This is a genomic window from Acinetobacter sp. CY17, assembly GCF_059515825.1.
On the sequence record NZ_JCAKMX010000040.1, the window covers coordinates 1 to 10,618 of the forward strand.

General features: G+C 36.5%; 16 protein-coding genes. 12 read left to right on the plus strand and 4 right to left on the minus strand.

Annotation, left to right across the window (positions count from 1 at the left end; genetic code table 11):
- The 3 genes from AC5YCI_RS15725 to repM all read left to right on the plus strand — a co-directional run.
- Positions 1–321: IS66 family transposase (locus tag AC5YCI_RS15725; protein ID WP_496175544.1), on the plus strand; the 321-nt coding region annotated here is incomplete at its 5' end.
- Between the two features lie 9 nt (positions 322–330).
- On the plus strand, positions 331–732 hold the full coding sequence (locus AC5YCI_RS15730; RefSeq protein WP_496175898.1) for a hypothetical protein: 402 nt from the start codon (positions 331–333) through the stop codon (positions 730–732).
- 514 nt (positions 733–1,246) lie between these two features.
- Positions 1,247–2,203, plus strand: a complete 957-nt coding sequence (repM, locus tag AC5YCI_RS15735; RefSeq protein ID WP_496175899.1) for a replication initiation protein RepM — start codon at positions 1,247–1,249, stop codon at positions 2,201–2,203.
- Positions 2,204–2,397: 194 nt separating this feature from the next.
- Here the strand turns inward: repM and AC5YCI_RS15740 are convergent, their stop codons facing one another.
- Positions 2,398–2,835: a DUF6392 family protein gene (locus AC5YCI_RS15740; protein ID WP_104426243.1), complete on the minus strand. Its 438-nt coding sequence runs from the start codon at positions 2,833–2,835 to the stop codon at positions 2,398–2,400.
- Positions 2,836–3,041: 206 nt separating this feature from the next.
- Here AC5YCI_RS15740 and AC5YCI_RS15745 point away from each other — a divergent pair, with 206 nt between their 5' ends.
- Together AC5YCI_RS15745 and AC5YCI_RS15750 are read left to right on the plus strand one after the other, a co-directional pair.
- The gene (locus tag AC5YCI_RS15745) at positions 3,042–3,338 is read left to right on the plus strand and encodes a type II toxin-antitoxin system RelE/ParE family toxin (protein WP_496175900.1); all 297 of its coding nucleotides are present in this window, start codon (positions 3,042–3,044) and stop codon (positions 3,336–3,338) included.
- Position 3,339: 1 nt separating this feature from the next.
- Positions 3,340–3,630 carry an addiction module antidote protein gene (locus tag AC5YCI_RS15750; RefSeq protein ID WP_496175901.1) on the plus strand — a complete coding sequence of 97 codons (291 nt, stop codon included), beginning with the start codon at positions 3,340–3,342 and terminating at the stop codon, positions 3,628–3,630.
- Positions 3,631–3,715: 85 nt separating this feature from the next.
- Here AC5YCI_RS15750 and AC5YCI_RS15755 read toward each other — a convergent pair whose 3' ends face one another.
- A complete protein-coding gene (locus AC5YCI_RS15755; protein ID WP_496175902.1) occupies positions 3,716–4,249 on the minus strand; it encodes an SMI1/KNR4 family protein in 534 nt (177 codons plus the stop codon).
- 434 nt (positions 4,250–4,683) lie between these two features.
- On the opposite strand from AC5YCI_RS15755, the gene AC5YCI_RS15760 reads away from it, so the two are divergent.
- The 3 genes from AC5YCI_RS15760 (at position 4,684) to AC5YCI_RS15770 (ending at position 5,826) form a co-directional block, all read left to right on the plus strand.
- Positions 4,684–4,929, plus strand: coding sequence for a type II toxin-antitoxin system RelB/DinJ family antitoxin (locus AC5YCI_RS15760; RefSeq protein ID WP_496175903.1), 246 nt, complete (start codon positions 4,684–4,686; stop codon positions 4,927–4,929).
- Entirely contained in the window at positions 4,919–5,212 is a 294-nt protein-coding gene (locus AC5YCI_RS15765; RefSeq protein WP_004733298.1) for a type II toxin-antitoxin system RelE family toxin, read from the plus strand. The genes AC5YCI_RS15760 and AC5YCI_RS15765 overlap by 11 nt, the downstream gene beginning before the upstream one ends.
- An 89-nt stretch (positions 5,213–5,301) precedes the next feature.
- Entirely contained in the window at positions 5,302–5,826 is a 525-nt protein-coding gene (locus tag AC5YCI_RS15770; protein WP_496175904.1) for a hypothetical protein, read from the plus strand.
- 130 nt (positions 5,827–5,956) lie between these two features.
- On the opposite strand, the gene AC5YCI_RS15775 is transcribed toward AC5YCI_RS15770, so the two are convergent.
- The gene (locus tag AC5YCI_RS15775; protein ID WP_496175905.1) at positions 5,957–6,853 is read right to left on the minus strand and encodes a pyridoxal-phosphate dependent enzyme; all 897 of its coding nucleotides are present in this window, start codon (positions 6,851–6,853) and stop codon (positions 5,957–5,959) included.
- A 589-nt stretch (positions 6,854–7,442) separates the two neighbouring features.
- Positions 7,443–8,912, minus strand: a complete 1,470-nt coding sequence (locus tag AC5YCI_RS15780; protein WP_496175906.1) for a MobA/MobL family protein — start codon at positions 8,910–8,912, stop codon at positions 7,443–7,445.
- 218 nt (positions 8,913–9,130) lie between these two features.
- Here AC5YCI_RS15780 and AC5YCI_RS15785 point away from each other — a divergent pair, with 218 nt between their 5' ends.
- The 4 genes from AC5YCI_RS15785 to AC5YCI_RS15800 all read left to right on the plus strand — a co-directional run.
- The gene (locus AC5YCI_RS15785; protein ID WP_496175907.1) at positions 9,131–9,475 is read left to right on the plus strand and encodes a hypothetical protein; all 345 of its coding nucleotides are present in this window, start codon (positions 9,131–9,133) and stop codon (positions 9,473–9,475) included.
- A gap of 72 nt (positions 9,476–9,547) precedes the next feature.
- Positions 9,548–9,931, plus strand: a complete 384-nt coding sequence (tnpA, locus tag AC5YCI_RS15790) for an IS66-like element accessory protein TnpA (RefSeq protein ID WP_218999213.1) — start codon at positions 9,548–9,550, stop codon at positions 9,929–9,931.
- Complete coding sequence (tnpB, locus tag AC5YCI_RS15795; RefSeq protein WP_164709242.1) at positions 9,928–10,263, plus strand: IS66 family insertion sequence element accessory protein TnpB; 336 nt, start codon at positions 9,928–9,930, stop codon at positions 10,261–10,263. The genes tnpA and tnpB overlap by 4 nt, the downstream gene beginning before the upstream one ends.
- Before the next feature lie 74 nt (positions 10,264–10,337).
- Positions 10,338–10,618 (plus strand): IS66 family transposase (locus tag AC5YCI_RS15800; protein ID WP_496175161.1); only part of this gene is annotated, 281 nt, incomplete at its 3' end.

Genomic DNA, 10,618 nt, shown 5'->3' on the forward strand with positions numbered 1-10,618 from the left:
ACCGCCAAGGCCATCAATTACACGCTGAAGCGTTGGCCAGCTTTAAGCCGCTATCTGGATGATGGCAATCTACCGATTTGCAATAATTGGGTAGAGAATCAGATGCGACCTTGGGCCTTAGGACGCAAGAACTGGCTGTTTGCTGGCTCGCTGCGCAGTGGCCAACGAGCTGCCAATATCATGACTTTAATCCAGTCAGCAAAGCTCAATGGCTTGGATCCGTATGCCTATTTAAGTGATGTGCTGAAAAGGCTACCGACACACAAAGTGACCCAAATTGAAGAATTACTGCCACACCGGTGGCAACCCGACCAAAATTAAAAAATAGGTATGGGGTTCAGCGGATGCTTACAAAGTTATGTACAAAAGGAAAAACAGCAGCTGGCAGAAGCAAAATTGAAAAATGAGAAAAAGAGACGTGAAACACAGCCGAGTACACGTAAGCAGAATGATCGAGAAAAGTATTATCTAGGTGCAGCAGTTCAAACCTTTTTCAAGCATAACCCTCATATCAAACGAGGACAGGATGAGAACGATTTGGATCTGCTGTTCAAACTTTTTCGCTTATGGGCGATCGCAGAAGGTTATTACAAAATCAGTGCAACAGATGTGACTGAAAGACATATTGAGATTCTGGAATCTCATAAACCCGTTTTAGAAAGAATTCAACGTTTAGAACACATCTTAAAAGATTCTCCAAGGAATCCATTTACCCAAAATCATGATGATTAAATCGAGCTTCAATATTTTTCGATACAGTGATAACAGAAAATGGCCATAAAACGCGTTTAGAGCGATTTTAAACATTACCCCCTACATAGACTCGTTTTTAAGTAAAAGAGCGCTTAGATCGCATTACAGTGCATTTTAGAGGGGGTTCAAGATGTGGGTTTAGCCTCAATCTGAAATTATGGTATGAAATAAAGGTAATGAAAAAATAGAATTCAGTTCAGAAATTAAGTCCGTGTGAAAACAAAAAATCTTCTCTTTCTTAACAAAAAATTGAGCGAAGCGGGCTTTTAATATTTTTAAATATTTTTAAATACTTTTAAGACCGCTGTAACCCTTTGTAGACAAGGCTTTCAGAGTCTATATCTATACGTTTGTCGACCTATATCTATACGTTTGTCGACCTATATCTATACGTTTGTCGACCATATCTATACTAATTTTTTTATGTATATTTACTTTCAAAAATATTTATGTATATTTTATTTTTGAAAGGTGTTAAAAGTGAAGAGTGAAAATGCGTCAAAAAAAAAAATCGGAAATAGATAACATGTTAGTTGTAAAAGACAACGCTCTGATAAACGCAAGCTATAACCTAGATCTAGTAGAACAACGATTAGTTTTATTAGCGATTGTCGAAGCCCGTGAAAACATTGAAAATATTGACTCGAATACAGAATTAACAGTTCATGCTTCTAGTTATATCAAGCATTTTAATGTTGAAAAGCACACAGCCTATAAAAACCTAAAAGATGCTGCTAAGACATTGTTTTCTAGACAGTTTAGTTATGAAGAGTCTGCTGAAAATGGACAGGTAACTCACTATACAAGTCGTTGGGTTTCTAAGATAGGTTATACAGCAGCATCTGGTTCAATTAAGATTATATTTGCTCCAGATGTCGTTCCATTAATAACACGTATTGAAAAACATTTTACGAGCTACGAGCTATTTCAAGTAGGACATTTATCAAGCAAATATTCTACTCGTCTCTATGAGTTGTTAATTAGTTGGAGATCCGTTGGGAAAACTCCTATTTATGAAATAAATGACTTCAAGAAGAAACTAGGCATTGAAGATCATGAATATAAGATAATCTCTAACTTTAAATTAAGAGTATTAGATCCTGCTATTAAGCAAATTAATGAATCTACAGATATCAAAGCCAATTACGAGCAACACAAACAAGGACGTACAATTACAGGTTTTTCATTTTCTTTTAAGCAGAAGAAGCAGAAAATTAAAAATGAAACACAGAAAGATCTAAAAACAATAGATATGTTCCATAAGCTCACTGAGAAGCAGCTAGACCTGTTTAGCAATAAATTAGGAGAATTAGCCGCTGTACAAGCAATGGCGCACGTAGGCGAGGATATGAAGCCCTTTGTGGCACGTTTACGCTCGATGTTGATGGATGCAGAGCAGCAGAAAGTATTGCTTCCTTATCTCAAAGAGGTAGGTTATACCGCAGCTTAATTTTTATCTGAGCTAACAAGTCACAGTAAAAAATGGATGAAAAATAGGCGTGGAACGATCTAATTCACGTAAAAAGCCCAATTTGTTCAAGCTGGGCTTTTTATTTTTTATTAAGTTATTGAATTTTATAGCTTAATAAAGGCGATTTCGTATAAGCGGTATTATGTTAATTTTAGAAAATCTTAAACCTAATCCTATTTTCGAAACTTCCCCATCGTGATTTGTTTTAACTTTGATGACTCATCAAATTCAAAATGTAAGTAGTTATCAAATATTTTGTATTTAAGCCAACAATCATTTTCTTTTTCTGGATTCCCAAATAGATCAATTACAGATTGCTTCGTACTTTTATGATTAATACCTATGATTAAATCTTCTAAAAATGGATATGGATAATATTCTGCATTTTCTCTGACATATAAGAAAACGGTATCTAGTATCTGATTTTCATTAAATCTGAACGTAACGCCTCTTTTGAAAAACTCCCAATAAGATAGCTTTTCTCCGCAAAAATTAGTCTCTGATGTATCAAATTCACTCGCAATAATAGTAACTGCTTTCAGAATATTAGCATTTGGTATACTAGTTCCAAGACAAGATAAAAAGACTTCTACATCACCCAAAAAATTCACTTATTAGCTACCTAAATCTAGTTTTTCTTTATCCTTGGTTTTTATCATATTTGAGATAAAATTTCTGATTTAAAGTTATGATTATCAAATAAAACCATATCCATTTAACATAATGGCTGTTATACGAAACTAACAAATCATAGGGTCAATATACTTGTATATTGTATTCGATCGAATACAATATGATAAGAAGAAAAGGAATCCTCATGATTGAAATTAAACGTCTACCTGAATTCGATGAATGGCTAGATGGCATTAAAGACAATATGACCCGAATTCGCTTGAATCGTAGATTAGATAAGGTTCAACGTGGTAATTGGGGTGACATCAAACCTATCCAAGATGGTGTTTGGGAAATGAGAGAATTCTTTGGTGCTGGCTGGCGAATGTATTACATCCAACATGGTGACATCGTGATTGTGATGCTTGGTGGCGGAGATAAATCCACTCAACAACAAGACATAGAGCGAGCAGTCAAACTCTCGAAAACATTGGAGGATTAAAATGGTTAAAGTCGCTGATTTACCAAATTTTGATATGGCAGAGTCACTCAAAACTGAAGAAGACATTGTAATGTATCTCAACATGGTTCTTGAAGAGAATGATCCAGCTGAATTAGCTCATGCTCTTGGCGTAATTGCTAAAGCTCGTGGCATGACTCAAATAGCTAAAGAAGCAGGGATTGGGCGTGAAGCACTCTATAAAGCCCTACGTCAAGATTCAGCACCACGTTTTGATACGATTAATCGTGTAGTGAATGCTTTAGGCTTAAAACTAACAGTGCAACACGCATAAAATTTTAAAAATATAGTAAAAATGGGAGCTTAAGGCTCCCATTTTTGATTTCGCATAAGGTGTATTATGTTAATTTTAGGGAATTTTAAAAATGATCCTCTTTCAATAACGCCATAAAAGAAGTGAAATTATCTGCTAATTTTATAGTTCTCAACTTATTTTCAGTTGGTGATAGTTGGATAAGGTCATCATGATAAATCAGAGTAATAGCTGGTTCATCAGTATCAAGATCATCTCTATAATCAAAAGCTAGTAAGTCACCTCCTGCACATTCTCCAAAAATCACTATGTGTTTATCCATAAATTCATACATGTGTTCATCAGGCTGATTTAATTCAATTGCTTCATATTTTTTGATGGAATCCTCATACTTTTTACGATCTTCTTCATCCCAAATTTCTATTTCTTCATATCCGTAGCTATAAAAATATACGTCTCTATCTGTGAACTTGTTGTTATGATCTAAGAACTCAAAATAGTTCTTTTGAGGAGTTAATCCATTGTGTTTACTGAGTAATTCAACATAAGACTTAGGAAATTTATAACCAATAGACTCAGCATAATCTTCAATAATTTTTCTATCAATTTGGCCACGATCTCTGCTTACATCAATATTCATTTAATCCGCTCAATTAATTTTTTTATAGTATAAATTAGGAATTTAAATTTCCATTTAACATAATGGCGATTATACGAAATTTTCAAAAAATACAGTAAAAATAGGAGCTTAAGGCTCCCATTTTTGACTTCGCGTAAGGTGTATTATGTTAATTTTAAGAATTCTTAAAAATATAATGAAATTGATTCTCTTATCATGCGTTCTATTAGTTGGTTGTAGCTTTATTAATATAGATAAATGTCTGGATTCAGGGGGAAGGTGGGACAAAGATAAAAAACAGTGCTTCTATGAAACCAAGTAATAAAATTTGGTTTTGTTACATTAATAAATTTAATTATAATTCAATAGTTTATAATAATTGTGGTTATATTAACTAGTCATGTAATGCAATATGCATTACAATATTTCCATACATTAAATAAATGGGAAAAATGATGGCTACTGTTAATTTCAGGGTTGATGAAGCCCTTAAAGAAAAGTCTTATTCCATCCTAAAAGAACAAGGAATTGCACCTACTGAGTTCTTTACTAATATTCTTGAATATATTGCTACGACTGGAAAGCTTCCAGTACAGAAAGCTTTACTCTCAGAGGAGGATGCTGATTTATTAGATCTTGTTCGCAAACGTGTTAATGATCCTAAAGAGATGTTCGAGGAAGTCACATTAGATGACTTATAAACTTTTACGTCATAAGGACTTCACTGCAGAATGGGAAAAGCTTCCTAGTGCTATACGAGATCAATTCAAGAAAAAATTAGCTAAGGTAATAGAGCAACCACATATTCCAAAGAATATGCTTAAAGGTGATCTTGCAGGCTGCTATAAAATCAAATTATTAAAAGCTGGTGTCCGACTTGTTTACCAGGTCAAAGATGATCAGGTAGTTATTTTGCTAATTACCGTTGGAAAACGAGCTGATAGCATCGTTTATGATGAAGCTAAAAAGCGAATTAAAGACTGAAAATGGGAGCATACCGCTCCCATTTTTGGCTTCGCATAACGTGTATTATGTTAATTTTAGAAAAACTTTAAAGCTTTCAAACAAAATTTATGAACTTAATTTCAGCAATTTTATTAAAAGAACATCCTATTTCTGGATGTATCCAAGATGGAAATGGAAATCCTAAACCATTTCCCATTCTTGCTATTGATGGGATCCCATTAAATATATGGATAAATAAAAACACCAATATCATTGAAGAAACAAATACTCTAGTCCCGGCACAAGGGTGGCTATATGACTTTGAAAATAATCTGGCTTTGAGTAATGCATGGAAGCTTCTAAAACCAGAAACTTCTGAATATGGTGCTGTCTCTACAATCGTACCAATTTTAATTTGTCCTGATGATTTAGATCTTGTATGCAGTGTAATTATGGTTGAACAAGTTGTTACTGAATCCGAAGTCATCTGGATACGATTTGGAAGAGCATGGGCTAATATACATGATTTAGTAACATCAGTAATTTGGGAAAAGCCTTTTTCATCTCCTGTTTTAACATTCAAATTTTGTAATTTTGAAAAAGCATACAATGACTTAAAGAGCTTAGATACGATTTGGAATGAGTCCATTTAACATAATGGTCGTTATGCGAAATTTTAGTGTTGTATGTATAGAAAAAGCTCAGTACCTGTTACTGAGCTTTGACATAGAAACATCAAACTTATTAAACAGAGAATGATTTACATGCTCTAAATTTCTGATATCAGTATTTCAAAAGTTGCTCAAGAGAAATAGATGCACCACCACATACGATCACCAAAACATTATCTAAATCTGAAAAATCTATTTTTTGATTATATAAAGTTGCTAAAGTAGCACCACAAGCGGGCTCAACCAAAGTTCTATGATCATCTAAAAATTTAAAACAAGCGGTAATTGCTTCTTCATCTGTAACAGTGATTCCCTTAATTTCTTTTGATTGAGTAAGCTCAAAAGCTTGCTTACAGACTTGCTGTGCAGCAAGTGTTGTAGCTACACCAGTTACTTTATCTAATTTAATATGTTGTCCCATTTTAATTGCAGTATTTAATGAAGCAGTACCTTCTGTTTCTACAGCATAAATTGGAATATTTAGGTTATGTTGAGATAAACCTTGGCTAATACCAGAGAGTAAACTACCACCACCAACAGATAAAACAACAGCACTTGGTACTATGCCATCTTCAAGAGTTTCATCGATAATTTTTGCTACTCCATCCCATAAATATTGATCATCAAAAGGATGGATATAAATTGCCTCAGAGTTAACAAACTGTTGAGCCAATTCATTTGCTTCTGTCCAAATTTCACCATGAACAATAACTTCAGCACCTTGTTGACGCATGATGTCTACTGCTTTTTGAGAAGTTGTTTTAGGCACAACAATAGTCGCAGGAATACTTAATGAATTGCCCATATAAGCTACAGAAATTCCTGCATTACCACCTGAAGAACTAATAAACTTTTTGGCACCTTGTGCTGCGTAATATGTACAAGCATTCCCTATACTGCGTTGTTTAAAGGAACCTGATGGTTGAGTTGATTCCATCTTTAACCATATATTACAATTATTTAGGTCACTTAATGTCTTGGATCTTAGAATAGGAGTTTTAATAATCATGGTATTGAGTAAACTTGAAAAGTAAACCAATTCTACAGCATGACCAGATATTTTTTTATGAATAAATTACTGTCCTATCATATAGTGAATTAGAAAATCTATGCTATTTACTTAAATAAATATTCATATGCTGTTATTTATTTAACATAAAATCTCATATACGAAATTCGCTCTGTAAGCCTGAGCGTACACGTATCGGAGGAGATGGCCTATATCTCAGAGCTAAGGATTCACCTATTCTGAGTACATCAGGAACAGGAAGTTCCAGAACAAAAAACAATAATGATAAGTTCTAAAACATGGAAGATAGGTACGACAGGAGTTATACCTTGCACTACCCCATACGAAAAAAGCCCAACAGGACGTTGGGCTTTTTTTTATCTATATTTCAGGCAAAAAAAGACCGGCCGAGAGGGGGAGTGGCCGGTCATAAAATTTGACTCTAAATCAGGTGGCTAAATGGGTAGAGATTAAGATCTCATGCCTGTCTGGCTTAGGTTTAGAATATGAAACTCATAAGAATATGTAAAACAGATTAATTTTATTAAAATGATCGCTTTTTAGAATAGAATGTTCATTTGAAATCGGCTTAAAAATCAAGAGAAGGATCTTGATCAACAGGACGCTCAGTCTTTTGCTGCGGATTTTTTTCTAACCCATACAACAATCTTGCTTGGCCTTTTACACAATCGTCGATGACTTCTTCTAGGATCTGATCAAGTACATGATAATGCCCTGTCGTAACATCAAATTGTGACTGTAAGTGCTGCTGTACTTGATGGAGCTGCGTAAACTTTTCAGCACGATCAAATAGTCCATTCTGCATCAATAATGCAATTAGCTCTAAGACCAGCTGTTTTAGTATTTGATAATCGTCTAAGGTTTTCTGCTCAACTATACTGTGTGCAATACGCGTTCTATATCGCAGGACATCACGAAATGCTTCATCACGCGCCAATGTGCGTTCAGTGACCACTTCTCGCTCGATTTTATAATCTTGAACAGCTTGGTTGTTGGCTAACAACTCGTCTCGAAGAGTGAAATGACTGGCTTCATCGTAAATCCTCTTCGACCAATTCAACCATTGTGCAGTAAACAACGACACCTTCTCATAGCTCTGATGATCAACCCCTCCACGTGGGTTCTGTTCGGGGATATCTTTAAGCTCAACATGTGCAAGCTTAGGCTTTTTACTGCGCATATGTGCTTGATAATACGTTGAATACAGTTCTTCTAAATTAAAAGCGCGATTGGCTTGAATAGTGGCTTTGAGTTCCTCAAGCATTTTGATTTTTTCAGGATCCTTACTGTAGCGTAGATGAGCAGGAATCATCGGTACTTCTCTTAACGCTGTACCATTTTGTTTGTTGTATTCTGCAGTAGAGAGACGAGAGACTAAACTTGGGACTTCAATCTTTTCACCTTTGATCTCGATGATCTTGGTGGGTGCATACGTATTGAGGATTTGATTGATCTGTCGTTCCACAATCTCTCGGAACACGTTGACATGATCACGGCCATAGCCCAATACATCTGCAGTCAATTTACGTGTTCCGCCACGCTCAGGTGCTTTACGATTCCACTGCTTAAAAAACTGTTCTGCTGAACGTTGAATACCATCTAAGCCACGTTCGGAATACATGATATGTAAATGCGGTTGATCGATATCACTCAAGGCACCTGGATGACGATGAATGGCAGCAGCGTAAGGAAACTGATACTGATGACACAGTTCCTGAATCAAGGCCTGTGCCAACTCCACACGTTGTTCCGTTGAAATATGATTGGGTAACGCAATCGCTAAAGTCGTGGCCACACGTCCTTTTTCTCGCTCGTAGGTATCTGCTGCTTTCCAAAATTTTGCGGGCTCTGTTTGAGCCCAAGCAGGCAGATTGCCATGCTCAACAAACTCAATAATTTCACCTGATTTCTGGCGAGAGAATTGACCCGTTCGAGTCAGATAATGATAGGCAGCTTTGGCCGAAGCGGACTTGAGCGTTTTGCCTTTTTCGGTCACATAAGCCGATTTTGTCAGATGTTTCAGACCTGCAAAAAACATATATCGCTCCTGCTGCTTTTTACCCCGTAGGGCGAGTGAGAGTGTGTTAAATTAAATCTTCGATTTAATTTAACACACGGAAACGAGATAAAAGATAATTCTTACATAAAGAATTATCTTTTAAGTCCAGTTCACTGTAATAAACACGAAAGTTTACTGTACTAACAGGGAATCTAAACGGAAAATCAATCACTTACAATATTGAAGAATTGCGACACATGACCACGAAAAAAGCACTTATTTTGACCAATGACGACCTGAAAAATCTTTATGAAGACGTGCAAAAATTGCCATTTAAACGTAGAAATGACCAAGCTTTTTTAGAGTTGTTTGAACATAAACAATGTCTGTCTTTATTCTCTGAAAAAGAGCTACAGATCTTTAAAAAATGCCGTTATGAGCGCAATGCCCATCAGCGGAAAATGCAGGCCCTAGAAAAGATTCAACATAAGACTAGGTGGTCGGCTTTCGAACGAGATATTTTGGACCTCTCTCAAAAGTCAGACATCGATTCTTATTTTTTAATGTTGGACGCCTTGCAAAGTTATGTAAGCGTCCGCTGAACACACCTTATGAATTCATCCTATAAGCCTTAATTTAGTCCCCCACTTAAAAACAAGTGGGGACTAAAATTTATGACTACAAATCACCAGACATCCATCGCATCTCTTGCGAAAAAACGAAGAACATACAGTGCTGAATTTAAACAGCAGATCGTTCAGGCTTGTAAAGCACCGGACGTTTCAATTGCTTCGGTCGCTTTGCAACATGGATTGAATACAAATCTTGTATCCAAATGGATTCGCTTAATTGATGCTAAGCCAGGGAGTGATCGCTCACCACTACCGAATAAACCTGCATTTATTGCCTTATCTTGCTCTGCACCATTAGATCCTACTCCTACTGACATGTTAAAGGTTCAAATTACTTTACCCCACTCAAAAGCAGAAATTGGCTTGAAATGGCAAGTATCAGAAATATCTGCTTTAGCAGAATTACTCAAGGCACTGGCAACATGATCCGCATTGATGAAATCTGGCTTTCTACCCAACCTCTGGATATGCGAGCAGGGATGGATACTGTCATGGCTCAGGTGGTGAGAGCCTTTGGCTACATTAAACCGCATTGTGCTTACCTGTTCTGTAATAAACGTGGCCATCGTATGAAAGTGCTGGTACATGATGGACTGGGCATCTGGCTGTGTGCCAGGCGGCTGGAACAGGGAAAATTCCACTGGGCTCAAGTTCACCAAGGTGAAACCGTGGCCCTCAACCCGGAACAGTTACAGGCATTAATCCAGGGTTTGCCCTGGCAGCGCATTGGACGACAGCAAGTGGTCACAATGCTCTAAACCAAGCTCGGTTATTCTGCTATTCTCCAAACGTTCTATTTCCTCTGCGTCATGACCTCAGGCATACTGCGATCATGAATACGCTGCCTGACTTAAGCCAACTGACCCATGAACAACTGCTGGAATTTACCCAGCAGTTGGCAATGCAGCATCAGTCTCTGGCACAATCAAATCAAGAATTAGAAAAATCAAACCAGCAATTGGATGCCAAAGTTCAGCATCTTTCTATTCTCAATCAAAAATACGAGCATGAACTGGCGCTGTTTAAAAAGCATAAATTCGGCAGTAAAAACGAACATCTCACCGCAAAACAAATCCATCTATGGGACGAAGCGGTCGAAGAAGATATCGCAGC

Bases quoted from the DNA above. Each gene is read 5' to 3' on its own strand.
- AC5YCI_RS15730 (WP_496175898.1), top strand. From the start codon at position 331: ATGGGGTTCAGCGGATGCTTACAAAGTTATGTACAAAAGGAAAAACAG.
- repM (WP_496175899.1), top strand. From the start codon at position 1,247: ATGCGTCAAAAAAAAAAATCGGAAATAGATAACATGTTAGTTGTAAAA.
- AC5YCI_RS15745 (WP_496175900.1), top strand. From the start codon at position 3,042: ATGATTGAAATTAAACGTCTACCTGAATTCGATGAATGGCTAGATGGC.
- AC5YCI_RS15750 (WP_496175901.1), top strand. From the start codon at position 3,340: ATGGTTAAAGTCGCTGATTTACCAAATTTTGATATGGCAGAGTCACTC.
- AC5YCI_RS15755 (WP_496175902.1), bottom strand. From the start codon at position 4,249: ATGAATATTGATGTAAGCAGAGATCGTGGCCAAATTGATAGAAAAATT.
- AC5YCI_RS15760 (WP_496175903.1), top strand. From the start codon at position 4,684: ATGGCTACTGTTAATTTCAGGGTTGATGAAGCCCTTAAAGAAAAGTCT.
- AC5YCI_RS15765 (WP_004733298.1), top strand. From the start codon at position 4,919: ATGACTTATAAACTTTTACGTCATAAGGACTTCACTGCAGAATGGGAA.
- AC5YCI_RS15770 (WP_496175904.1), top strand. From the start codon at position 5,302: ATGAACTTAATTTCAGCAATTTTATTAAAAGAACATCCTATTTCTGGA.
- AC5YCI_RS15775 (WP_496175905.1), bottom strand. From the start codon at position 6,853: ATGATTATTAAAACTCCTATTCTAAGATCCAAGACATTAAGTGACCTA.
- AC5YCI_RS15780 (WP_496175906.1), bottom strand. From the start codon at position 8,912: ATGTTTTTTGCAGGTCTGAAACATCTGACAAAATCGGCTTATGTGACC.
- AC5YCI_RS15785 (WP_496175907.1), top strand. From the start codon at position 9,131: ATGACCACGAAAAAAGCACTTATTTTGACCAATGACGACCTGAAAAAT.
- tnpA (WP_218999213.1), top strand. From the start codon at position 9,548: ATGACTACAAATCACCAGACATCCATCGCATCTCTTGCGAAAAAACGA.
- tnpB (WP_164709242.1), top strand. From the start codon at position 9,928: ATGATCCGCATTGATGAAATCTGGCTTTCTACCCAACCTCTGGATATG.